This window comes from Microbacterium sp. NPDC090007, from assembly GCF_044748345.1.
GTDB lineage: Bacteria > Actinomycetota > Actinomycetes > Actinomycetales > Microbacteriaceae > Microbacterium.
On sequence record NZ_JBIVFV010000001.1, the window covers coordinates 83,817 to 107,174 of the forward strand.

Annotated in this window: 18 protein-coding genes; 8 read left to right on the forward strand and 10 right to left on the reverse strand. The window is 73.0% G+C overall.

Annotated features, from left to right (window positions below; all coding sequences use genetic code 11):
- Positions 1–11: 11 nt before the first annotated feature.
- Positions 12–278, forward strand: a complete 267-nt coding sequence (locus ACIPVB_RS00365; RefSeq protein WP_400365951.1) for a hypothetical protein — start codon at positions 12–14, stop codon at positions 276–278.
- Between the two features lie 231 nt (positions 279–509).
- Here ACIPVB_RS00365 and ACIPVB_RS00370 read toward each other — a convergent pair whose 3' ends face one another.
- Positions 510–1,349 carry a helix-turn-helix transcriptional regulator gene (locus ACIPVB_RS00370; protein WP_400365953.1) on the reverse strand — a complete coding sequence of 280 codons (840 nt, stop codon included), beginning with the start codon at positions 1,347–1,349 and terminating at the stop codon, positions 510–512.
- A gap of 186 nt (positions 1,350–1,535) precedes the next feature.
- Here ACIPVB_RS00370 and ACIPVB_RS00375 point away from each other — a divergent pair, with 186 nt between their 5' ends.
- Complete coding sequence (locus ACIPVB_RS00375; protein WP_400365955.1) at positions 1,536–2,504, forward strand: SDR family oxidoreductase; 969 nt, start codon at positions 1,536–1,538, stop codon at positions 2,502–2,504.
- Between the two features lie 58 nt (positions 2,505–2,562).
- Here the strand turns inward: ACIPVB_RS00375 and ACIPVB_RS00380 are convergent, their stop codons facing one another.
- Entirely contained in the window at positions 2,563–6,138 is a 3,576-nt protein-coding gene (locus ACIPVB_RS00380; RefSeq protein ID WP_400365957.1) for a carbohydrate binding domain-containing protein, read from the reverse strand.
- A 292-nt stretch (positions 6,139–6,430) separates the two neighbouring features.
- Here ACIPVB_RS00380 and ACIPVB_RS00385 point away from each other — a divergent pair, with 292 nt between their 5' ends.
- Positions 6,431–8,086, forward strand: coding sequence for a molybdopterin-dependent oxidoreductase (locus ACIPVB_RS00385; protein ID WP_400365959.1), 1,656 nt, complete (start codon positions 6,431–6,433; stop codon positions 8,084–8,086).
- A 307-nt stretch (positions 8,087–8,393) separates the two neighbouring features.
- Here ACIPVB_RS00385 and rocD read toward each other — a convergent pair whose 3' ends face one another.
- The 4 genes from rocD to ACIPVB_RS00405 form a co-directional block, all read right to left on the reverse strand.
- On the reverse strand, positions 8,394–9,611 hold the full coding sequence (gene rocD, locus ACIPVB_RS00390) for an ornithine--oxo-acid transaminase (protein ID WP_400365961.1): 1,218 nt from the start codon (positions 9,609–9,611) through the stop codon (positions 8,394–8,396).
- Entirely contained in the window at positions 9,608–10,504 is an 897-nt protein-coding gene (gene ddaH / locus ACIPVB_RS00395; RefSeq protein ID WP_400365965.1) for a dimethylargininase, read from the reverse strand. Before ddaH ends, rocD begins: the two co-directional genes overlap by 4 nt.
- Positions 10,505–10,878: 374 nt before the next feature.
- A complete protein-coding gene (locus tag ACIPVB_RS00400) occupies positions 10,879–12,393 on the reverse strand; it encodes an alpha-N-arabinofuranosidase (RefSeq protein ID WP_400365967.1) in 1,515 nt (504 codons plus the stop codon).
- Positions 12,394–12,479: 86 nt separating this feature from the next.
- On the reverse strand, positions 12,480–16,163 hold the full coding sequence (locus tag ACIPVB_RS00405; RefSeq protein WP_400365969.1) for an aldehyde dehydrogenase family protein: 3,684 nt from the start codon (positions 16,161–16,163) through the stop codon (positions 12,480–12,482).
- Positions 16,164–16,363: 200 nt separating this feature from the next.
- Between ACIPVB_RS00405 and ACIPVB_RS00410 the strand changes: the two genes are divergently transcribed.
- Positions 16,364–17,488, forward strand: a complete 1,125-nt coding sequence (locus ACIPVB_RS00410; RefSeq protein ID WP_400365971.1) for a S1 family peptidase — start codon at positions 16,364–16,366, stop codon at positions 17,486–17,488.
- A gap of 100 nt (positions 17,489–17,588) precedes the next feature.
- Positions 17,589–18,566 carry an acetylxylan esterase gene (locus ACIPVB_RS00415; protein WP_400365973.1) on the forward strand — a complete coding sequence of 326 codons (978 nt, stop codon included), beginning with the start codon at positions 17,589–17,591 and terminating at the stop codon, positions 18,564–18,566.
- Positions 18,567–18,678: 112 nt separating this feature from the next.
- Here the strand turns inward: ACIPVB_RS00415 and ACIPVB_RS00420 are convergent, their stop codons facing one another.
- The gene (locus tag ACIPVB_RS00420; RefSeq protein WP_400368157.1) at positions 18,679–19,239 is read right to left on the reverse strand and encodes an acyl-CoA thioesterase; all 561 of its coding nucleotides are present in this window, start codon (positions 19,237–19,239) and stop codon (positions 18,679–18,681) included.
- 144 nt (positions 19,240–19,383) lie between these two features.
- Here ACIPVB_RS00420 and ACIPVB_RS00425 point away from each other — a divergent pair, with 144 nt between their 5' ends.
- Both ACIPVB_RS00425 and cofE read left to right on the forward strand, forming a co-directional pair.
- Complete coding sequence (locus tag ACIPVB_RS00425; RefSeq protein ID WP_400365975.1) at positions 19,384–19,890, forward strand: GNAT family N-acetyltransferase; 507 nt, start codon at positions 19,384–19,386, stop codon at positions 19,888–19,890.
- Between the two features lies 1 nt (position 19,891).
- Positions 19,892–20,668, forward strand: coding sequence for a coenzyme F420-0:L-glutamate ligase (cofE, locus tag ACIPVB_RS00430; RefSeq protein ID WP_400365977.1), 777 nt, complete (start codon positions 19,892–19,894; stop codon positions 20,666–20,668).
- Between the two features lie 148 nt (positions 20,669–20,816).
- Here the strand turns inward: cofE and ACIPVB_RS00435 are convergent, their stop codons facing one another.
- The 3 genes from ACIPVB_RS00435 to ACIPVB_RS00445 are packed head-to-tail and all read right to left on the reverse strand — an operon-like array spanning position 20,817 to position 22,701.
- A complete protein-coding gene (locus ACIPVB_RS00435; protein ID WP_400365979.1) occupies positions 20,817–21,422 on the reverse strand; it encodes an energy-coupling factor transporter transmembrane component T family protein in 606 nt (201 codons plus the stop codon).
- Entirely contained in the window at positions 21,416–22,102 is a 687-nt protein-coding gene (locus tag ACIPVB_RS00440; protein ID WP_400365981.1) for an energy-coupling factor ABC transporter ATP-binding protein, read from the reverse strand. Before ACIPVB_RS00440 ends, ACIPVB_RS00435 begins: the two co-directional genes overlap by 7 nt.
- Positions 22,099–22,701, reverse strand: coding sequence for a biotin transporter BioY (locus ACIPVB_RS00445; RefSeq protein WP_400365983.1), 603 nt, complete (start codon positions 22,699–22,701; stop codon positions 22,099–22,101). The genes ACIPVB_RS00440 and ACIPVB_RS00445 overlap by 4 nt, the downstream gene beginning before the upstream one ends.
- Before the next feature lie 69 nt (positions 22,702–22,770).
- Between ACIPVB_RS00445 and ACIPVB_RS00450 the strand changes: the two genes are divergently transcribed.
- Complete coding sequence (locus ACIPVB_RS00450; protein WP_400365985.1) at positions 22,771–23,337, forward strand: TetR/AcrR family transcriptional regulator C-terminal domain-containing protein; 567 nt, start codon at positions 22,771–22,773, stop codon at positions 23,335–23,337.
- The last annotated feature ends 21 nt before the right edge of the window (positions 23,338–23,358 follow it).

The following is a 23,358-nucleotide window of genomic DNA, read 5'->3' on the forward strand; positions in this document are numbered from 1 at the left end:
AGGAGAACTCCGTGAACGCGCGAGATCTGCACGTCGTCTTCGCTGGCGCCGCCAGCGGCGCGTTATCCCCGGTCGCGACGGCCCTGAGCGAGCTCGGTGCGACCGTCACGGGAGCTGGCAACCCTCTCCGGGATCCGTTCCCCGCCGTCACCGCCATCATCGACCGGATCGGCGCACATGCGCTTCGGACATCGACCCTCGCAAATGAGGTCGTCGTCCGACTCGACCTCCTGGAGGAACAGACCCTCGCTCAGGCGTTCACCGGGAACATCATCTGACGGAAGGGATGCCGAGGGGGCACACGAGACGGGTGGCCACGACGAGAGCCGAGGGGGCACACGAGACGGGTGGCCACGACGAGAGCCGAGGGGGCACACGAGACGGGTGGCCACGACGAGAGCCGAACCGCCCGATGACGAGACCTCGGCGCCACGGTCGATGCCGGAGTGCGGCGAGCATGGATATCGAACGACTCGCTCGCGCACCCCTCGCCGCTCGGCCCGGCCGCGTCACGCGGGGACAGCGGGACCGATGACCGACAGCAGACGCAGCTTCTCGGCGCTCTCGCTGCCGGGGGCCGCGGTGTACACCAGCAGCGAGTGGGCGCTGTCGGGATCGACTAGCGTCTGGCAGTGCACCTCGATCCGCCCGACCTCGGGATGGACGAAGCGTTTCGTGTCGCGCGGGCGCAGTCCGACCTCGTGACGCGCCCACAGCGCCCGGAACTCCTCGCTGCGCCCCCGCAGATCGTCGGCCAGCTCGGCCGCCCGCGACCCGGGCCCGCGCCGACCGACGATCTCGCGCAGTCCCGCCGTGAACAACCGACCCAGGAATTCGTGGTCCTCTTCGGCGTAGCGCGTACGGGATGCGGGGTCGGCGAACCACCGGTAACCGAGGCTGCGGTACATCCCCCGGCGCGCCTGGGCATCACCGTTCAGGGCGACGCCCAGGCGTGACTGGCGCAGGGTCTCGCCGAGCTCGGTCACGACCTCGGCGGGAGTGTCGTCGAGCCGGTCCAGCACTCGCAGCAGGCCGGGACCGATGTGCGCGGCGGCACCCGCGTGCTCGGCGGGGACATGACCGGCGAGCCGGAAGAGGTGGTCGCGCTCCGCTCGTGACAGGTGCAGCCCCTGCGCGATGGAGGCCAGCATCTGCTCCGAGGGGTGCGGTCCGCGCTCCCGCTCCAGACGGGCGTAGTAGTCGGTGGACATGTGGCTGAGCGCGGCGGCCTCTTCGCGTCGAAGACCGCGGGTGCGTCGTCGCGCCCCGCGCGGCAGGCCGACGTCTTCGGGCTGTAGAGCCTCGCGGCGCGTGCGCAGGAAATGCGCGAGAGCTGCTCGATCGATCACGTTGTCCCTCCGGCATCCTGTCTACCCGGTACGCGAGGGCTGAGGAAGGACGCGGCGATCCCCCTCTGGGACGCATCGGAACGGATGCCATCACCCGGGGATCCGCGAGACGGGGATCGACAGGCCCTGTCGCGTTCACCGGCGGCGAGGGACGCTGGACGCATCCCGCCGACACAGGAGGCCGACATGCCACGCGACGACATCGACATCACCCTTCCCGACCTCGCCGGACGACGCGTCGTCCTGACCGGCGGCAGCGACGGTATGGGCCTGATCATGGCCGCCCGTCTGGCGGCTGCGGGAGCGGACCTCGTTCTCCCCGTGCGCAATCGCGTGAAGGGCGAGGCCGCCGCCGGGCGCATCCGCGCGGACAACCCCGCGGCGCGTATCGCCGTGCACGATCTCGACCTGTCGTCGTCGGCATCCGTCGCCTCCTTCGGCTCTGCGATGCGGGCCGAAGGAGCACCCGTTCACCTGTTGATCAACAACGCCGGCGTGATGACGCCGCCCTCGCGGCAGACGACCGCGGACGGGCACGAGCTGCAGTTCGGCACGAACCATCTCGGTCACGTCGCGGTCGTCGGCCGGCTCTGGCCGCTGCTGCGCGAGGGGAGGGCCCGCATCGTGTCGCAGGTGAGCATCGCGGCCCGCTCGGGGCGCATCGATTGGGCCGACCTCGACAGCGAACGCTCCTACGACGGACAACGCGCGTACAGCCGGTCGAAGATCGCACTCGGTCTGTTCGCGCGCGCCCTCGACGAGAGGTCACGGCGCGAGGGCTGGGGCGTGCGCAGCGTCGTGTCGCACCCGGGCGTGGCCCCCACCAACCTGCTGGCGGCCCGCCCCGAGATCGGACGCGACACCGACACGACCGGCGTGCGCGTGGTCCGCTGGCTCTCGGCGCGCGGCCTGCTCCTCGGGACGGTCGAGACCGCCGCCCTGCCCGCCCTCGTCGCGGCGACGACCGCCGCGCCGCGCAGCGACGTGCTGTACGGCCCGGCGGGGTTCGGACACCTCGGCGGTGCTCCGACGACCCATGCGCTGTATCCCCCGCTGCGCGACCTCGCGGAGGCCGAGCGGGTCTGGGACGCCTCGCTCGCGCTCGCGGGCGTCGCCGATGCGTGGGCGACGCCCGCGCCGAACGCGAACGGATAGCGAACTGCCACGGGTCGGCCCCGAACGCCACTCGGGCGGTCCGGGGCCGACCCTCACCTCAGTCGGCTCGGCGAGCGCGTCTGCTCACCCCCACGGTGACGGCTCCCGCACCCAGCAGGCCGAGGGCGACGAGGAGGGGGACGAGACCGTCGCCTGCTCCAGTCGCGGCCAATCCGCCGGCGGGCGGCGACTGTTCTGCTGCACCGAGGCCGACGCCGGTGTCGGGACGGACGCGATCCGGGGCCGAGATCCCGCCGTCTCCCGATCCGGCGCCGCCCGGCACACCGCCACCCGGCGCAGAGTCACCCGGCACAGAGTCACCCGGCACACCGTCACCCGGCACACCGTCACCCGGCACACCATCGCCCGGCACGCCGTCACCCGGCTCGGCGTCCGAGATCACGTCCCGCAGCTGCACCCGATCGAACGACACGCGGTCGGCGACCGCGGCGTCGTCTGCGGCGATCTCGATCCCGTACCCGGTCACCGCACCGAGCCCCAGGCCGTCGTCGGGCGCGCCCTCGGGCTGCCCCTCGACCCGATCGAATGCGGTGAACGGCACCTCGACCCAGCGCCATCCCGGCTGATCGTCGACGAACGTCGTCTCGAACCGCTCGGCGGTGTCCGGCGTCTGGTACACCCGGATGTAGTCCACCGCCAGCTCCTGCGGGAAGGCCAGGGTGTCGGCGAGCGCCCCGCCGAAGTTACCCCCGACCGCCATGTTCATGATGAGCGAGAACGGGTGCTCGTAGACCCACTCGTCGGGCGCCACGTCGGCCGGGGTGGCGCGGTGGAAGAGGATCTCCGGTCCGCCGTCGCGCTGCACGTACCAGCGGATCTCGCCCTGCTCCCACTCCACGGCGAAGGTCAGCCACTGGTTGCTGAGGTCTTCGCCGAAGTCGTAGGTGTCGCCGTAGGCCTGGCCACCGGAGTACCCCGGCCCGTGAATGGTGCCGAAGATCTCGTTCGGCAGCTTGCCGACGTACTCCATGATGTCGATCTCACCGGTGCGCGGCCATCCGACCTCGCGGAAATCGTCCCCGAGCGACCAGATCGCCGGCCAGATACCGGCCTCACCGTCGGGCATCTGCGCGCGCGCCTCGACGCGGCCGTACTGGAAGGCGTACTTGTCCTCGGTGATCAGTCGCGCCGAGGTGTGGGTGCAGGGTCCATACCAGCACTCCAACCCCGCCGCAGCGGGATCCTCGACAGCCCGGGTCGTGATGACCATGTTGCCCTGGCCGTCGTGAGCGGCGTTGTCGGTCGAGTCGGTGTAGTACTGCAGCTCGTCGTTGCCCCAGCCCCATCCCCCGGTCTCGTACGTCCAGTACCGCGGATCGGCCGGTGTGCCCGCGGCGCCGTCGAACTCGTCCGCCCAGCGCAGCTCCCAGTCCTCGGGGGCGGCGGCCGCCCCGTCGCCGTCCTGGACCCGGACCGTCACGTCGCGCCCGTCGCCACGACCGTCGAACCAGAAGCCCAGACCGGCGCGGTCGCTCCAGTCCTGCGGCTGGGCGAACTCCCGGGCGAACCCGCCCGAGCCCGTCACGTCGAGGACGTTCTCATAGGCCTCCTGCCCCGCGTAGGAGTCGACACCGGATGCCGCGATCTCGCGGGTCGAGATGTCGACTCCCCCGAGCGGGTCCAGACCGGCCGCGCCGTTCTCGAAGTCGTCGAGGAGCCCGTCCACCAGGGGGTCGGTGTCGGTGATGCTCACCCGCGCGAGGGCGAGGGGGTTCAGTTCGGCGCCCCGGGCGTCCGAGAAGCGGACGAGGAACGTCTCGTCGACCTCGGCCTTGCCGTCGTCGATCGTGGGGACGGTGACGTAAGCGTCTCGCGTTCCCGCCGGGATGGTCACGGTGCCCGAACCCGAGATGAAGTCGCGGTCGGCGGTCGCCGGGTCGTCCTCGGTCGAGGTGCGGTCGGTGGCTTCATCGGTGCGGTACGCGACGGTGACGTCGGTGTCGACGGCGCGCGACAGACGCAGGGCGACCTGGGCGTCGGCTCCCTCCTCGACCGGGAACACCGCGCGCGCCACGTTCAGCGTCACCGGGCGGTCGGGGTCGGCGGTGCCGAACAGGGTGACGTCATCGAAGCGGATGTCGGGTGTCACTGCGGGTGAGGACTGCTCGACGCCGATGCCGAAGCCGTGCATCTCGCTGAGGGTGAGCCCGTCGTCGGGTGCGCCGTTGCCGATGTTCTTGCGGGTGAAGTCCGCGAACGGCAGTTCGATGAACCGCCAACCCGTGAAGTCGTCGACGAAGCGCGTCGAGAAGCGCTCCGCATCGTCGACGGTGGAGTCGGGATTGCGATTGTCGAGCAGGTCGACGAAGAGGGGCGCCCCCGAGTTGGTTCCCCGCATCCAGAATCCGAAGCCGGTGAACGCGCTCCAGTCCTGCGGGGCGAAGGTCTGACCGTCGGTGGTGAACACGTCGACCAGCACGGCCCACGAGGTCGTGTCGAAGCCGACACCGAGCACCTCGTTGCCGTCGGCGGCGCTCGGGCGGGCGTCATCCGCGATCCGACCGAAGGACGGGGCGTTGCCGGCCCCCTGCGCGGTGAACCATCCCAGCGCGGGTACGGCCGCGGGGTCGCCGAGTCGCAGGTCGGACTCGAAGTCCTCGATGACCCGCCCCTGCGGGGCGGTGCCGCCGTCAGCGGCGTCGTCGTCACGCACGGTCACCGTCGTCGAAGCGGCCCCGAGGGTCGCTCCCGCGGCGGAGTCCAGGGTCACGGTGAAGGTCCGGTTCGGGCCCGGCTCGTCGTCGGCGAGCGTGGGCACGACGATCTGCGCGTCGCGCGCGCCGGCCGGGATGGTCAGCGTCGCCGCCGTCGAGGTGTAGTCGGTGCCGGCGACGGCCGTGCCGTCCTGCGTGGCGACGTCGACGGTGACATCGGTCGCCGCGGCCGCCGACAGCTTCACGGGAACGACGGCGTCCGCTCCCTCGACCACGTCGAGGGTCGTCGCCGTCACGCCCAGCGAGGGGGTGACGGCGGCGTCCGCGTACAACGCGATCTCGTCGAGCTTGAGTACCGCGGTACCGCTGTTCGCGGGGAACAGCAGGCCCCGCACGAATGAGAGGTCGAGGGTTCCGTCGGCGGGTGCGCCGGCATCCTGGAAATCGGTGGCGAAGCCGAAGCTCTCGAACGGAAGGCGCACGAGACGCCAACCCGCCTCACCGACCGGCACGATCACGTCCCACCGGTCGGATGCACCCGGCTCGGCGCCGAGGGCGTCGAGGATCTCGACCTGGATCGAGGAGTCGCTGCCGTCGCTGTGCATCCAGAACTGCAGGCCGTCGTACGCGCTCCAGTTCTCGGCGGGTCGCGACCCGCTGTACTCGAAACCGATGCCGCCATAGCCGGGGGCGCCGGCCAGGTCGAAACCGTACGAGAGCAGGCCGTTGTTGGGCGCGTCCGAGAACGACCCGACGCCCGCCTCGGAGATCGGCTGGATGCCGGCGCCGGCGGCGCCCCACTGGATGTGGTCGGTGACGCCGTCCTCGAAGGCGTAGAGCGTGTCGACGGTCTCGGCCGCGTGCGCGGCGGTGGGCATGAGCCCGGTGGCGGCGACACCCGCGAGGGCGACCACGGCGATGCCGCGGCTCCTCCGGGTGGGTCGGGGGGTGGCGGTCATCCTCGTCCTCATCGATCGGGGGTGGGTGTTTACGGTCGTCTCTGTCCGTGGGAGCGCTCCCGTGGAAGCGCTCCCACGAGAATATGCAGGGGTCATCTCAGGTGTCAACGTCATTCCGGGGCCGTGATCACCGCGGGGTCGGCTCGCGTCCTCGACGCCGGCGTGCACGGGCGGTGCGGGCCGAGGGTGCGCCGACGGACCACGACCGCGGACGACCTCTACGGATGCCGGTTCGCTGTGAGTTGCACGGCGCGCGACCCGGCCCCCGGCGAGCCTGCCTAGGCTCCCCCACGTGACACCCGATTCCTCGCGGCGCCGCGATCCCGCCGCCGCCGTCGCCGCTCTCGGCGCCACCGTCCTCGGCGCCGGACTCGGCGAGCTCGTCGCCGCCCTCATCGCACCGTCGGCGAGCCCGTTCGCGGTGATCGGCGGCGCGATGATCGACATCGCCCCCGCGTGGGCGAAGGACCTGGCCATCAGCCTGTTCGGCACAGGCGACAAGGCCGCCCTGCTCGTCGGTATCGCGATCCTGCTGCTGGTGGTCGCGGGCGCGGCGGGCGTGCTCGAGAACCGGCGCGCGCCGTGGGGACGCGTCGTCCTCGCCGCCCTCGGCGGCGTGGGCGCGGTGGTGTCGCTGACCCGTGCCGACACGGGGGTGCTCTCGCCCGTCCCCTCGCTCGTGGCGGGGGCGGTGGCCGCCGTGGTCGGCGGCCTGCTGATCGACCGCATGCGACGCAGAGCGGGGGAATCGGGTCGCGATCGGGCGATGGTCGCAGCGTCGGGCCGCGAGAGGGCGGGAGCCGATGCGCCGGACCAGGAACGCGAGAAAGTCGAGGACCCGACGCGCGACCGGACGGTCGCCGGCCGGACCCGCCCCGAGGGCCTGAGCCGCCGCACGGTCCTGGCGTACTCGGGAGTCGCGGTACTCGCGGGCGCTCTCGCTGCCGCCGGAGCCGTCGCGATCGGCGGCGGTGCGCGCGCGGTGAGCGCCGTGCGCGCGGCCCTTCGCCTTCCGACCCCGGCGAAGACGGCATCCGTGCCCGCGGGCGCCGAGCTGGGGATCGAGGGCCTGACACCGGTCGTGACCCCCTCGGCCGACTTCTATCGCATCGACACCGCGCTCGTCGTCCCGCAGGTCGACCCGGCGACCTGGACGCTGCGTGTGCACGGCCTGGTCGAGCAAGAGGTGGTGCTGCGGTGGGAGGACCTCGTCGCCCTCCCCGCGCAGGAGACCATTGCGACGCTGGTGTGCGTGTCGAACGAGGTGGGCGGCTCGCTCATCGGCACCGCGCGCTGGCTCGGCGTCCCGATCCGCGACGTGCTCGCGCGCGCACGCCCCACCGCCGAGGCCGACATGGTGCTCTCGCGCTCGGTCGACGGGTTCACGGCATCCAGTCCCCTCGAAGCACTCACGGACGAGCGGGATGCGCTGATCGCGATCGGCATGAACGGCGAACCCCTGCCGCTCGAGCACGGCTTCCCGGCGCGACTGGTCGTGCCGGGGCTGTACGGCTACGTGTCGGCGACCAAGTGGGTCAGCGAACTGGAGGTGACGCGCTTCGACCGCGCCGAAGGGTACTGGACCCCGCGCGGATGGTCGGAGCGCGGCCCGGTCAAGCTGCAGTCGCGCATCGACGTCCCCCGCGCGGGTGCGCGCGTCGAGCCGGGACCGACCGTCATCGCCGGCGTCGCCTGGCACAACCATGTCGGCATCGCCGGTGTCGAGGTGCAGGTCGACGACGGCCCCTGGCGGCCCGCGACACTCGCGCCCGCGATCTCGGCCGACACGTGGGTGCAGTGGAGCATCGAGTGGGAGGCGACGAGCGGCCTGCACACCGCGCGCTGCCGGGCGATCTCGACCGACGGCTCGACCCAGACCTCGGCCGTCGCCCCACCCGCGCCCGACGGCGCGACCGGCTGGGACGAGGCGACGATCTCGGTGGTCTGACGCGGTGATCCCCGCGTCCGCGGCGTCCTTCGGCGTCGCGGCGTCGCGGCGTCGCAGCGTCGCGGCGTCGCGGCGTCGCGGCGTACCGCGAGACTGCACGCGGCTGACAACTCGGCGACATCCTGCAACCGAGATGTCAGCGGGATGCGGTCTCGCCGCGCCGCCACGCACGCGCCGGGCCGCCACCACGCGCGCGCCGCGCCGCCACGCACGCGCCGGGCCGCCACCACGCGCGCGCCGCGCCGCCACGCGCGCGCCGCGCCGCCACGCACGCGCCGAGGCGCCACGCCGCGCCGCGGCGAACGGCTCAGCCCTCGAGCACGTGCCTCAGCTGTTCGACCGCCCAGTCCAACTCGGTCGCGCGGATCGTCAACGGCGGTGCGATGCGGATCGTCTGACCGTGCGTGTCCTTCACGAGCACGCCGCGGGCGAGCAGCTTCTCGGCGATCTCGCGACCGGTGCCGTACGCGGGGTCGACATCGACGCCCGCCCACAGGCCCGCGATGCGCACGTCGGTCACACCATGCCCCACGAGCGTCTGCAGGTTCTGCGCGAGGTGGGCCCCCAACGCCTTCGCGCGGGTCTGGAACTCTCCGGATGCCAGCAACTCGACGACCCGGAGCCCCACCGCGGCCGCCAGCGGGTTGCCGCCGAACGTCGAGCCGTGCTCGCCCGCGCGGATGACGCCGAGGACGTCGCGATCCGCGACGACGGCGGAGACGGGCAGGATGCCGCCGCCGAGCGCCTTTCCGAGCAGGTACAGGTCGGGGACGACACCCTCGCGATCGCACGCGAACGTCTCGCCCACCCGGCCGAGGCCCGACTGGATCTCGTCGGCGATGAACAGCACGTTCTGCTCGGTGCAGATCTCGCGGACGCGCCGCAGGAAGCCCTCGGGCGGGATCACGACGCCGGCCTCGCCCTGGATGGGTTCGATCAGCACCGCGGCGGTGTTCTCGTCGATCGCGGCGGCGATGGCATCCGCGTCCCCGAAGGGCACGTGCACGAAGCCCGGCGCATAGGGTCCGAAGTCGTCGTGCGCGGTGGGATCGTCGCTGAAGCCGACGATCGTGGTGGTGCGGCCGTGGAAGTTGCCGTTCGCCACAACGATTGTCGCGGCATCCGGGGCGATCCCCTTGGTGCGGTAGCCCCAGGCGCGGGCGACCTTGATGCCGGTCTCGACCGCTTCGGCACCGGTATTCATCGGGAGCACCATGTCCTTGCCGCAGAGCGCGGCGAGGGCGGCGGCGAAGGGACCGAGACGGTCGTTGTGGTAGGCCCGACTCGTCAGGGTCAGGCGGTCGAGCTGTTCACGCGCGGCGGCGACGATCGCCGGGTGGCCGTGACCGAAGTTCAACGCCGAGTACGCCGACAGCAGGTCGAGGTAGCGCTTGCCCTCGACGTCGGTCACCCACACCCCCTCGGCGTGCGAGACGACGACGGGCAGCGGGTGGTAATTGTGGGCGAGATGCTCGCCCTCGTCCGCGATGAGGCGGGCGCCGAGGTCGTCGACCGCGGTGCTCATCGGGTGCCCCCGCGCAGTTCGAGCGTGCAGCATTTGATGCCACCGCCGCCGAGCAGCAGCTCGGACAGGTCGACCGTGATCGGGGTGTAGCCGCGTTCGCGCAACTGCGCCTCGAACCCCTTGGCCCGCGGCGAGATGATGACGTTCTTGCCGTCGCTGGCCGAGTTGAGTCCGAACACCGAGCCGTCGGCATCCGACACCCGGATCGCATCGGGGTAGCGCTCGCGCAGGACCGCCTGGCTGCGTTCGTCGAACGCGTTGGGCAGGTACGCGATGTTCGCCTTCTCGACCCCGCCGGGACCCTCGACCGGATCGAGCACGGCGATCGCGGTGTCGAGGTGGTAGAAGCGCGGGTCGGTCAGCGTCAACGAGACGACCTCGCGCGAGAAGACCTCTCCCACCTCGCGGTGGCTGTCACCCGTGGAACGGAAGCCCGTGCCGGCCAGGATCGTGTCGCCCACCAGCAGGAAGTCGCCCTCGCCCTCGTTGACCTCGACGGGTTCGGCGACCTCGAAGCCGTTCGCGGCGAACCAGTCGATGAAGGCCGGCGCCTCGGCCGCACGCTCGCGGAAGCGGAATTTGGGGCCGTACGCGACGCCGTCGATGATGAACCCGCCGTTGGCCGTGTAGACCATGTCGGGCAGGCCCTGGAGCGGATCGATCAGCTCGATCTCGTGCCCCAGCGACACGTACGTGTCGTACAGCGCCTGCCACTGCCGCACGGCGAGATCGGTGTCGGTGGGCCGCGACGGCTCCATCCACGGGTTGATGCTGTAGCTCACCGTGAAGTGCTCGGGCCGGCACATGAGGTACCGGCGGTGCTGCTGCACGCGCTCCATCGAAGCGGACGCGGTGGGCTCGACACCCGTGGTGGCGACGGGGGTAGCGGACATCTCTGCTCCTCGGAGAAAAGGTGCGGCGGACGCTGTCCTGGGGCTCGGTGGCCCTTCGACCCGGTGGCGCCGGGGCGCCGTGGCGGGGAAAGGTCGGTCCGAGCACGCCGCGGCCATTGTCTCACGCGGGTGCGCGATGCGTCTCGCGGCGCGGCGCAGGCGCGGGCCGCGGCGGCGCGACGGCGGCGCGGGCGCGGGCCGCGGCGGCGCGACGGCGGCGGCGGCGCGGCGGCGCGGGCCGCGGTCGCCGAGACGGCATCGCGCTGACAACTCGGCGACATCCTGCAACCGAGATGTCAGCGGGATGCGGTCTCGCGGTGAGCCGGAGCGTGCCCGGCCCCGGCCCCGCCGCGCTGGGACACCAGCGCGGGGCGTCAGCCCACCCGGCGGAACGCCACGGCCGCCCAGGCGACGGGCGGAAGGGTGAGGGACAGGATGCCGTCGGCCAAGCGGGTCTCGAGGACGCGGGGCCGCACCCGCTCGGTGTCGTCGAGGGTGTTGCAGGCGCGGGGATCGTCGTCATGCAGCGCATGCGCCTCGACCACCTCGACCTCGCCGAGTCCGCGGACGTCGATCTCGAACTCGAGGGCCCGATCGAGACCGCGGTGCACCAGGAAGAGCGCGCTCGCTCCCGAGACATCGTCGTGGGTGGCCACGGCATCCACGATCGGCACCGTCCCGTGGCGGGCGGTGTCGATGGTGGCCGCCTCGACCTGCACGCGCACGGCCCGGCCGCGAGCCAGGCGCGACGTGAGGGCGAACGGGAAGAACGTCGTCTGCCGCCACGCCGGGCCACCCGGTTCGGTCATGATCGGCGCGATCACGTTGACTAGCTGGGCGAGGGACGCGGATGCCACGCGGTCGGCGTGAGCGAGCAGCGAGATCATCAGATTGCCGAACACGACGGCATCCATCACCGAGTACACGTCCTCGAGCAGCCGGGGCGCGATCGGCCAGTCGTCGATCGCGGTGGGCTTCACGGCGTCGACGCGGTCGATGTACCAGACGTTCCACTCGTCGAACGAGATGTCGATGCGCTTGGCGCTGCCGCGCGCCGCGCCGACGTGATCGGCGGTGGCGACGACCGCCTCGATGAAGCGGTCCATGTCGACCGCCGACGCGAGGAACGATGCGGCGTCGCCATCGTGCTCCTGGTAGTACGCGTGGCACGAGATCATGTCGACGTCGTCGTAGGTGTGCTCGAGGACGATCCGCTCCCACGCGCCGAAGGTGGGCATCTGCGCGCCCGACGACCCGCACACGACGAGCTCGATCGAGGGGTCGAGCTGGCGCATGCCCTTCGCGGTCCGCGACGCGATCTTGCCGTAGTCGTCGGCTGAGCGGTGGCCGAGCTGCCACGGGCCGTCCATCTCGTTGCCGAGGCACCACACCCGCACATCGAAAGGCGCGGCGCGGCCGTTGTCGATGCGCTGCTGCGACAGCGTCGAACCGCCGGGGACGTTGGCGTACTCGAGCAGGTCGATCGCCTCGAGCGTGCCGCGGGTGCCCAGGTTGACCGCGAGCATGAGGTCGCTGCCGGCCTTGTCGAGCCAGTCGGCGAACTCGTGCAGGCCGACCTCGTTCGTCTCGGTGGAGTGCCAGGCCAGGTCGAGGCGGCGCGGACGCTGCGCGCGCGGTCCCACGCTGTCCTCCCACCGGAACCCCGAGACGAAGTTGCCGCCCGGGTAGCGGATGGTGGACACGCCGAGTTCGCGTACGAGATCGAGCACGTCGGTGCGGAACCCCTGCTCGTCCGCCGCGGGGTGCCCGGGCTCGTGGATGCCGTCGTATATGTGACGGCCCAGGTGCTCGACGAACCCTCCGAACAGACGGCGGCGCACCTCGCCGATGGCGAAGCGGGGGTCGACGGTGAGTCGGGCAGCGGTCATCGGTGCTCCTTAGGGTCCGCGCCGACGCTACCCGGCGCGCAGGCGGGCGCCGAACGTTTTCGAAACCGGGCGCGAGACGCCGGGCCTCAGATCACCGCCGCGCTCCACGGGTCGGGTCGTCCGAAGCGCCACGCCCCGATCGACACCGCCTGCTCGCGCAGGAACGGCAGCAGCTCGATCCGCCCGGCGGTGGTGACCTCGTCGGCGTAGACGGTCATCGAGGGGTCGGCGCCGACCGTGTCGGTCACCGCCTGGCGTACGCTCGCCACCGTTGCGGCCGGCCCGACCAGGCGGACGCGCCGCGGTCGTGGCGCGGGCGCCGCCGGCTCGCCCTCGTCGGCATCCGGGATGCCGCCCGCCAGGCGCTGCAGCCACTGCTCGTCGGTCTCGACCGACACCGCGACGCCGCCCTCGCCGAGCAGGTGCCGCACCGCGGCGGGAAGCCCGACGGGGGTGCTGAGTGTGAACGTCGAGCCCGAGCGGACGGCCGCCACGAGCACGCGCAGCACCGACTGCCACGACGAATCGCCCGTGGCGCGCACGGCGACGTCGGTCGGTCGATAGCGTCGCAGGTTGCGCTCGACCCCCAGGCGCGAGGCGTCCTGCACGCGGCTGAACTCGCGGTCCCAGGCGACCGCGTCAGACAGCGCGCCCCGACGCAGCCAGTCGAAGGCCTCGTACGACAGGGTCGGCTGGGCCGCCTCGATGAGCGCGGTGATCCGACTGTCCAGGCCCCGCAGGTGCAGCGTCGACGACGAGGCACCGCCGATCGAGGGGCGCCACGACCCGAGCGTCACGAGCCGATTCGGCCCTCCCGCCATCGCCGCGTCGCCGACGGCGGCGTCGCCCCATCCGCCGAGGGGCTCGCGCTGGACGACCGCACCGGTCGAGGGGCGGTTGACGCGCAGCACGGCAGCCTCGACGCCGTCGAGCCACGATTCGAGATCGGCGGCGTCACGGGTGTGCAGACCGGCGACGAAACCCGAGCCGATCGCGTTCTGCAGCTCGATCGCGCGCGTCAGAGTCGGCGCGTGCAGGATGCCGAGAACCGGCGCAGCCACCGCGGTCCGCGTCAGGTGCGAACCCGCCGTCACCCCCGTGCGCACACCGGGCGACCAGAAGCGCCCGGCCGTCTCGGGGCCGAGGTCGAGTTCCCGCGGCTCCACGAGCCAGCGCTCCCCCTCGCCGAGGACGGTCAATGCGCGCCGCACCTCGCCCGAGGGTTCTTGGACGAGCGGCCCGACGTCGGAGAGCGGGTCGTCGGCGGGCCCCACGCGCAGCGACGACACGGCATCCTTCAGCTGCTCCAGGAACGCACTCGAACGACCGACCGCTCCCACCAGGATCACCAGCGACACGGCGGTCGCGGCCTGCCCGGCCCGCACGAAGGCCGAGGCGACCAGGTCGGCGACGGCCTCGTCGAGGTCGGCCGAGGGGGCGACGATCGCGGCGTTGCGGCCGGCGGTGAACGCCTGGAGGCGGATCGCGGGTCGCCAGGCGGTGAAGCGTTCGGCCGTGGTGCGGGCGCCGCTCAGCAGCACCCGGTCCACGTCCGGGTGCACCACGAGGGTGCGGCCCGAGGCCTCTTCGTCGAGGTCGACGAAGGCGAGCAGATCGCGCGGCACCCCCGCGGCCCACAGGGCCTCGGCGACGACGGCACCGGACCTGCGGGCACGCGGCGAGGGAGTGAGCAGGACGCCCGACCCCGCCGCCAGCGCCGCCAGGGCTTCGGCGGCGCACAGGCCCACGGGGGCGTTCCAGCGCGGAGCGACCACGCTCACGCGGTCGGGGACGAAGACCGCCCCGGGCACACGGTCGAGCTCCTTGGCGGTGACGGCGTAGTAGGCCGCCGCATCGACGGCCTGGCTGACCTCGGCGTCGGCCTCGTCCAGCAGCGCCCCGCCCTCCGAGGCCAGCACCTCGATCAGTGCGGCGCGTCGCTCCTCGAGCGTGCGAGCCGCGGCCTGCAGGACCGTCGCACGCTCACCCGCCGCCAACGCGCCCCACGGCTCGGCCGCCGCGCGCACCCGTTCGACGACCTCGTCCAGTCCGGCCGCGTCGTCGACGCGCCCCGCCGCGGCGGTGGCATCACCCGCGGTGGAGCCCGCCGCTCGCGCGATCGCGTCCAGGGCCCAGGCGCGGTCGGCGGGCAGCGAGGAGTCGGTGTCGACGACGTTGGCGAAGCCCGGAGCGCCCGCGGCGAGGTCGGCGCTCTCGCGCGCCGAGAAGACGGCGGTGTCGACGAACGCCTGCCCGCCGAACAGCATCTGCTGCACGTCGGGCCCGAGAGCGGCGGTGTCGGCGGATGCCACGGCCTCGCGCGCGATGCCGAGCACCGCCTGGGTGAGTCCCGCCTCGGCGGTGTCGTCGTCGAGGCGATCGCGAAGGATGGCCGGGGCGGTCCCGACGCCGCGCCGTCCGGTCCGCGCCGCGGGATGCGGCGCATCGGCGGCCGCGAGCGCCCGGCGGACACGGGCGGTCGTGGGGTCGTCGGTCTCGTCGGCGTCGTCGATCCGGTCGACCGCGGGGGCGTCGTGCGGACCGGGGGCCGTGAACGCGCCCCCGGCGTGGGCCGCGGCCAGGCGCGCGGCGACGGCGTCGAGGTCGTCGGGGTGCACGACCGCGGCGGCCCGGATCGTCGTGGCGTCGGGCTCCCACGACCCTCCCCGGCGAAGGACGAGACGCACCGCGGCATCCACGTCGTCCGACAGCGTCAGGGCGAGGGCGGCGCGGACGGGGTCGTCCGAGGCGATCTCGACGTCGCAGCCCTCGACGCCGCGCGGGCTGAGGGCGTCGCGCACCACGCGGACGAAGAACGCGTCGATCTCCGCGGCGCCGGTGACGGCCGGTGGGGTCCACCCGTGCCGGGCCGCGTCGACCATGTCACGACCGCCGAGCGGCTCGTCGCTCAGACGCAGGGTCAGACGCGCGCCACCGGAGGCCGCGCGGACGCGGCCCCACGCGGCGAGTTCGTGCACCGCGTCGAGCGTCTCGGGAACCGCGACCGGAAGGCAGACGCCCGCGGCCGCGTCGCCGAGGCGGGGCTCCTCGAGCACGCGGGTGAGCACGGCGACGGTGAGATCGAGGTCGGCCCGGCCGGTGGCCACGAGGGTCACGTGCGTCCCGCGGGCGGCGGCGTCGAGGAACACCGGCAGCACGCGCTCCGCGGCGTGCTCGACGTCGGCGTCGAACGCCCACGGCGAGCGCGGCGCGACCACGTCGGCGATCGCGAACGACACGCGGGCGACGTCGTCGCGCGCGAGGAGGGAGCGGATGCCGTCGAGCCGTCGCCGCGCGGCGGTCTCCCCACCCACCCGGGGACCTTCGATCCGCAGGTCGAGCACAGTGCCGTCGGCGACCGCGGCCGCGAGGTCGGCCTCGAGACGTTCGGGTCGGGCGTCGAACGCGAGGTCGGCGAGCAGGTCGCGCAGCGCCCGGCGCGCGAGCGGCACGGCGGGGGTGGGCAGCACCGGGGCGACCGCGCCGCCGAGCTGCAGGGCGCCGCGGACGAACCACGGCAGCGACGCGGGGGCGCTCCCGGCCAGCCGATGCAGGGCGGATGCGGCCGCGGTCATACTCTCGGGACGCAGCACGGCGTCGGCCGCCGCGGCGACGAAGGCGGATCCGTCGGCGTCGGTCGGCAGGGCGGGACGCCGAGGCGTAGGGACCGCGACGACGCGGGGGGCGAAGGTCGCCGCCCGCGTCACCGCGCGCGTGGCGAGGTCGGACGAGAGCGCTGGACCGGTGGCGCGAGGGTCGTTCGGGCTCATGGTCGTCAGCCTAAGCACCCCGCGCGCGGGGCCTCGGCGGCCCGCCGCGCAACCCGAGATCGGCTTGTCCCCCGAACGGATGACATTTGTTGGACTCTGATCACCAATGCCTCGAAAGTGCTTCGCTTTTCGGCTGCGACGTGTTTGTATGACCCCGGGTACCCCACCATTTATCCCCCCTGGATGGAAGGTCACTCCACGTGAACCGCATATCGAAGACGGTCGTCGGCGCTGCCGCGCTCGGCCTGTTCCTGACCACCGCCGCCAGTGCCCCCGCGCTGGCCCTGACCTCCGCCGCCCCCGCTGCGGCCGCCGCCGACGGCGTCGACCCGCAGCTGCTCGAGGCGATGGCCGCCGAACTCGGCACCGACACCGAAGGAGCGCAGGACGTCCTGCGTTTCCAGGCCGACTCGGCTGCGACGACCGACGATGTCGAGGCCGTCGCCGGTGACGCCTACGCCGGCACCTGGCTCGACGAATCGACGCGGACGGTCTACGCCGCCGTGACGACGGATGCCGCTGCCGCTGTCGCCGTCGACGCGGGCGCCGTCCCGGTCGAGGTCGAGCACTCCCTCACCGATCTCGAGGCGATCGCCGCGCAGATCGAGGCCAGCCCCGTGCCCGACGTCATCCCCTCGTGGTGGATCGATGTCGAGGCCAACGACGTCGTGGTCGACGTCGTCGCCGGCGGCGACCAGGTCGCCGCGGACTTCGTGGCCTCGCTCGGCGTCCCGGCCGACGCCGTGCGCCTCGCGACCGGCGTCGAGACGCCGGAGACCTTCGCCACGATCCGGGGCGGCATGTCGTACCTCATCAACAACCAGAGCCGCTGCTCGGTCGGCTTCGCCGTGCAGGGCGGCTTCGTCACCGCCGGCCACTGCGGCGTGACGGGCAACAGCACGACGTACGGCACGTTCCGCGGGTCGTCCTTCCCCGGCAACGACTACGCCTGGGTCGCGACCCCCAACCACACCCCGGTCGGGCAGGTCATGGACTACGCCGGCGGCACCGTCGCCGTGAAGGGCTCGACCCAGGCCGCCGTGGGCGCCACGGTATGCCGCTCGGGCTCGACGACCGGCTGGTTCTGCGGTCAGATCCAGGGCTTCAACTCCACGGTGCGTTACGCCGAGGGGTCGGTCTCGGGCCTGATCCGTACCACCGTGTGCGCCGAACCCGGGGACTCGGGCGGCTCGCTGCTCGCCGGCAACCAGGCGCAGGGCGTGACCTCCGGAGGGTCGGGCGACTGCACCTCGGGTGGTACGACCTACTTCCAGCCCGTGAACGAGATCCTGCAGACCTACGGCCTGCGTCTGCTCACCAGCTGATCCCCTCTCCCCCCGGGTACCCCGCAGCCCCGGTCGCCCTCGGCGGCCGGGGCTGCGTCCGTTGCTACTGTCGGTTCGCCCGCATCCACCAGGAGGAACCGTGGCCGTCACCTTCACCGACATGCCCCTCGAGCTGCTGCGCGCCTACCGTCCCGAGCTGCCCGCCCCCGCGGACCTCGAGGACTTCTGGGTGCGCACCCTCGCCGAGTCCCGCGCCGCCGCGCGGCCCCGCACGCTCACCGCCGTCGAGGCGCCCGTGCGCGCCCTCCAGGTGCACGACCTGACGTTCACCGGGTTCGCGGGCGACGAGGTCCGCGCCTGGGTCACCCGTCCCCACGGCGACGAGGTGCTCCCGGCGGTCGTGGAGTTCATCGGCTACGGCGGAGGGCGCGGCCTTCCCGGCGAGCGGATGAACTGGGCCGCGGCGGGGTACGTGCACGTCGTGATGGACACGCGCGGCCAGGGCTCGGTGTGGAGCCTCGGCGACACCCCCGACCCGCACGGCTCGGCCGCCGCCCACCCGGGCGTCATGACCCGCGGCATCCTGGATCCCGAGGACTACTACTACCGCCGGTTGTTCACCGACGCCGTGCGGCTGGTGGACGAGGTGCGGACGATGCCGGGGGTGGATGCCGACCGCGTCGCGGTCACGGGCGGCAGCCAGGGCGGCGGCACGGCGATCGCGGCGGCGGCCCTGTCGGGCGAGGCGGTCGCGGCGCTGCTCGCCGACGTGCCCTTCCTGTGCGACTTCCCGAACGCGATCGTGCGCACCCCGTCGGCGCCCTTCACCGAGATCACGCGATACCTCGCCGTGCACCGGGACGAGGCGGACCGGGTCCTGCGGACCCTGTCGTACGTCGACGGGGCGGTCCTGGCCCGGCGCATCAGCGCACCGGCGCTGTTCTCGGTCGCCCTGATGGACGACGTCGTCCTTCCCTCGGGCGTCTTCGCGGCGTTCCATGCGCTGGCCTCAGACGACGCCCGGATCGAGGTGTACCCGTACAACGGCCACGAGGGCGGCGGGCACCGCCACTGGATGACGCAGGTCGCCTGGCTGGACGCCCGCTTCGGACGCTGACCGGCCCCGGCACAGGCGGTGCGACGACGCCCCGCATCGGACGCCGAACCGTGGGCGGCGTCGGCCGGCGCAGGCGGACCCGTCGGGCGCCGCCCCGGGGGTTCGGGGCGCTCTACTCCCAGACGCTCGGGGCCGGGCGGCGCGTCGACGGCAGCGCCGATCCGTCCGCCCACTCGTGCACCCAGGCCTCGATGTCGGGCAGCCCCTCGGGGCGCCCCACCGCTGCGAACAGCTCGTCGTGGGGCACCGTGCCCCCGGAGCGGCGCAGGATGCGCGCGCGGATGATCGCGCGGGCGTAGATCTCGTCGCCGACCAGCGCGCGATGCTCGAGGTACACGGCGCGGTCGTCGTGCCCGATCAGGCGCGTCTCGAGGACGAAGCGCTGCCCCAGCTCGAGCGAGCGGCGGAACGTGATGGTCTCGGCTGCGACCACGGCGTACCAGCGCTGAGCGGTCATCGCGCGCAGCAGTCCCGTCCGGGTGAGCAGATCCCACCGCCCCAGGTCGAACAGCGACAGGTAGCGACCGTTGTTGAGGTGGCGCAGCAGATCGATGTCGGTGGGGAGCACCCGGATGCGCATCCTCGCGACGGTGTTCGGGTCCAGGGGGCCCTCGCGACGCAGGCGGAGGCGGGCACGGAAAAGCACGAGGAGCGTGCGCCAGAGCAGGTTCACGAGGGGTGAGCGTAGCGATTCGACCATGGAACGACGATTGCGTTGTGCCTGTTCGACAACACGCCCCGACGGCCCCGCATACCGCATCCGCGCGGCATCCACGCCCGATTTCACCCGCACGAGACCCGCGCGTAGAGTCGCGCCATGACTGCGGAAACCCGAACCGACATCGTCGTCCGTCCGGTGCGTGATGTGGATGCCGAAGCCCTCGGCCGCGTGCACGCCACCTGCTGGCACGAGACCTACGACCACCTGATCAGCAAGGCGGCCCTCGAGGCCGTCTCGCCCCGACGCCTCGCCGAGCTGTGGACCCACTGGGCCGCTCAGGGCGACGATTTCCGGATGCACGCGGCTCTCGTGGGGGGCGAGATCGTCGGCTTCGTCGGTTCCGGCCCCGCGCGCGACGACGACGCGCCGCGCGCGCGGGAGCTCTACTTCATCTACCTGCTCGACGCTCATCACGGCACCGGGATCGGCCAGCGGCTCTTCGACGCCGCCGTCGACGAGGGCGAGGGGGTGTACCTGTGGGTCGCCGACGACAACCCCCGTGCGCACCGCTTCTACACCCGCAACGGCTTCACTCTCGACGGTGCGTCGCAGACCCAGCCGTTCCTCGGCGAGGAGCTCACCGAGGTCCGCTTCGTCCGCTGACGTGCTGCAGATCTGGGCCCTCGACGGCATCCCCGAGATCACCCCGCGAGACGACCTCGTCGGGGTGATCCTGGATGCCGTGGCGGCCGACCCCGCAGACGGATCGGCGCTGCGCGACGGCGACATCGTGGTGGTCACCAGCAAGGTCGTCTCGAAGGCCGAGGGACGCATCATCCACGCCGACGACCGCGAGGACGCGATCACGCGTGAGACGGTGCGGCTCGTGGCATCCCGCACCTCCCCCACCGGGCACGTGACGCGTATCGTCGAGAACCCGCTGGGCATCGTCTCGGCCGCCGCCGGCGTCGACGCCAGCAACACCCCCGAGGGCACCGTGCTGCTGCTGCCCATCGACCCCGACGCCTCGGCCCGCGCCCTCGCGACCGGCCTGCGCACCGCGACCGGGGCCCACGTGGGCGTGATCATCACCGACACCCTCGGACGCGCGTGGCGCGAGGGCCAGACCGATCATGCGATCGGGGCCGGCGGCATCCACGTCTTCGAGGACCTGCGGGGCACGACGGATGCCGAGGGCCGCCCCCTCGTGGTGACCCTGCCGTGCGTGGCGGACGAGATCGCCGCCGCCGCCGACCTCGTCAAGGGCAAGGCGACGCGCCGTCCCGTCGCGATCGTTCGCGGTCGCGGCGATCTGGTGGGCGAGCTCGATCTGCCGGGCGCGCGGTCGATCGTCCGCGATCCGGCGCGCGACATGTTCCGCCAGGGCGCGGACGAGGCGTACGCCGAGGGCTTCGCGGCGGGCCGCGCCGCGCGCGACTGACGCTCCCGCGTCGGCGCTCCCCACCCCCTCGTCCCGCTTGTGGGGGTGCCTGTCCCCCTTCTGGTCGCCCGCAGAGGCTCGCACCGATCGGACGTGGCGCACGAGGGCTCGGCCGGGGCCCAGCCGGCGAGGGCTCAGACGGCCGGGCTCAGCGGATGCCGCGGGCGGCGAGCCCCTCGCCGAGCTGCTCGGCGTGGCGCAGCGTCGACACCAGCAGCGGCAGCGCTGCGCGCACGAGCGAGGGAGGCAGACCCCGCGCCCGCTGGGCGTCGCGTATCTCGCCCATCCGCCGCGCGATCACCGGGATGGTCGTGATCGTCAGCATCGCGAGCATCGCCGCCCGCGCGGGGTCGACCCCGAAGCGGCGCAGGGGCGAGAGTCCGCGCTCGACGGCGTCGAGCAGGGCGGAGACCCGCGTGGTCAGGGGCACGAGTCCGGCGATCGCGAGGGCCGCGACGACGCGCGCGGTGTTGGCCACGGCCGGTTCGACGCCGAGGAACAGCAGCTGTCCCCCGAGGGTGACGACGATGAGCCACCGCAGTCCGCACACCGCGTCCGCCAGCGCGCCGAGCCCCGCGACCGCGCCCAGACCACTCGCGGCGTAGAGGACCAGGGGGACGGCGAGGACGACGGTCGCCGCCCACGTCGACGGCACCGTTCCCACGATCACCGCCACGACCGCGAGGGCGACGAGCTTCGGACCCGCCGGCATCCGGTGCATCCACCCCCGGCCCGGCCGGTAGAGGCTCAGCACGCGAACGCTTCCTCGTACGCCGCGACGACGTCGACCGCGTTCCCGGATGCCGAGACCCGCCCGTCCTCGACGAGCACCGCCTGCGCGCACCGCCGCGCGAGGGCCAGGTCGTGCGTCACGAGCACCAGGGCGTGCCCGGTGTCGGCCAGCAGATGGTCGGCGACGACGCGGGCGTTGCGCGCGTCGAGGAAGGCGGTCGGCTCGTCGGCCACCACCAGGTCCGGCTCGCGGACGAACGCCCCGCACAGGGCCAAGAGCTGTTTCTGCCCGCCCGACAGGTCGTGCGACGGTCGGTCGGCGAGGTCGGTCAGGCCGAACCGGGCCAGCGCGGAGGCGACGCGGGCATCGCGCTCGGCGCGCGAGAGGTTTTCGGTGCGCAGCGACAGCGCGACGTCCTCGGCCACGGTGGGCATGAGGATCTGCGCGTCGGGATCGCTCAGCACCAGGGCGACACGGCGGCGCAGGGTCGCGGCATCCCGGTCCGGATCCCGGCCGAGCACCTCGAGCTCTCCCGCGCTACGGCGGACCAGGCCCGAGATCGCCCGCGCGAGCGTGGATTTACCCGATCCGTTGTCGCCGATGACGGCGACCGTGCGGGCCGTCAGCTCGAAGGTCGCGTCTCGCAGCACCGCCCGATCGCCGAGACGCACCGTGAGGTGCGCGGCGCGGACGGGACTCACGCGACGGCGCCCGCGGGGGTGCGCCTGCCGATCGCCGTCATCCCGTCGCGCCGGAAGCCCCGCGGGTAGGCCCGCACCAGCGTCGTCACGACCAGGGTGGCGATCGCCGCCTTGAGCAGGTCGCCCGGCACGAACACCAGGCTCGTCAGCGCGGTCTCGGCGAGCGGCAGGCGGGTCACGAGACTCTGCACGGGGATGCCGACCGCGTAGATCGCGACCACCCCGCCCGCGAGCATGGCCGGCGCCGTACGCCATACGACGGGGCGACGACCGCCCGCGTGCACGATCAGTCCGATGACGGCCGCGCCGAGGACCCATCCGAGCAGGTAGCCGGCGGTCGGTCCGACGAAGACGCCGATTCCCCCGCGGCCCCCGGCGAGCAGAGGAAGGCCCACCGCGACGAGGGCGAGCAGCACGGTCACCGACACTGCGCCGAACCACGGGCCGAGCACGGCCCCCGCGAGCATCACGCCCAGCGTCTGCGCGGTGATCGGCACGCCGCCGAACACCGGGATGCCGCCGGGCAGGCCGAGCACGGCGATCAGGGCGGCGAACACCGCGATGCGGGCGAGGTCGGTGGCATCCGGTCTGCGGATCATGAGGGGCTCCCAACGGGTGAGGATGACCTGAACACTGTTCACCTGAACGGCGTTCACTATACTCACCCCATGGCTCCCCGAGGACACTCCGCCGACGACGTGGCCCGTACGGCCCTGCGCATCCTCGACGATCACGGCCTGCCCGACCTCACGATGCGCCGCCTGGCCACGGCGCTCGACGTGCAACCCAGCGCCTTGTATTGGCACTACCCCAACAAGCAGACACTGCTCGCAGAGCTGTCTGACCGCATCGTCGGGCGTATGGCATCCGGCCCCGCCGTCGATCTCGGCGCCGAGGCGCACGCGCTGCGCGATGCCCTGCTGACCTACCGCGACGGCGCCGAGGTGGTCTCGAGCACCCTGGCCATGGGGCTCGGCTCGTCGCTCGCCCTCGACCGGCTCGCGGCATCCGTCGTCGTCCGGGGATCCGACGTCGACACCGCGCGCCGGATCGCGGCGACGGTGCTGCACTTCGTGCTCGGCTTCGTGTGGCACGAGCAGCAACGCCTGCAGTACGACAGCGCCGGCGCCCGCGACGACGACGCCCGCCCCTCCTCCCCCGCCCTCGCCTCGTCCGCCGAGGACTTCGCCTTCGGCCTCGAGGTCATCGTCGCCGGTCTGCACGCCCGCGCCTGACGCTCCGGCCGCCCGTCGCGT

Bases quoted from the DNA above. Each gene is read 5' to 3' on its own strand.
- ACIPVB_RS00375 (WP_400365955.1), top strand. From the start codon at position 1,536: ATGCCACGCGACGACATCGACATCACCCTTCCCGACCTCGCCGGACGA.
- ACIPVB_RS00380 (WP_400365957.1), bottom strand. From the start codon at position 6,138: ATGACCGCCACCCCCCGACCCACCCGGAGGAGCCGCGGCATCGCCGTG.
- rocD (WP_400365961.1), bottom strand. From the start codon at position 9,611: ATGAGCACCGCGGTCGACGACCTCGGCGCCCGCCTCATCGCGGACGAG.
- ddaH (WP_400365965.1), bottom strand. From the start codon at position 10,504: ATGTCCGCTACCCCCGTCGCCACCACGGGTGTCGAGCCCACCGCGTCC.
- ACIPVB_RS00400 (WP_400365967.1), bottom strand. From the start codon at position 12,393: ATGACCGCTGCCCGACTCACCGTCGACCCCCGCTTCGCCATCGGCGAG.
- ACIPVB_RS00405 (WP_400365969.1), bottom strand. From the start codon at position 16,163: ATGAGCCCGAACGACCCTCGCGCCACCGGTCCAGCGCTCTCGTCCGAC.
- ACIPVB_RS00425 (WP_400365975.1), top strand. From the start codon at position 19,384: ATGACTGCGGAAACCCGAACCGACATCGTCGTCCGTCCGGTGCGTGAT.
- ACIPVB_RS00445 (WP_400365983.1), bottom strand. From the start codon at position 22,701: ATGATCCGCAGACCGGATGCCACCGACCTCGCCCGCATCGCGGTGTTC.
- ACIPVB_RS00450 (WP_400365985.1), top strand. From the start codon at position 22,771: ATGGCTCCCCGAGGACACTCCGCCGACGACGTGGCCCGTACGGCCCTG.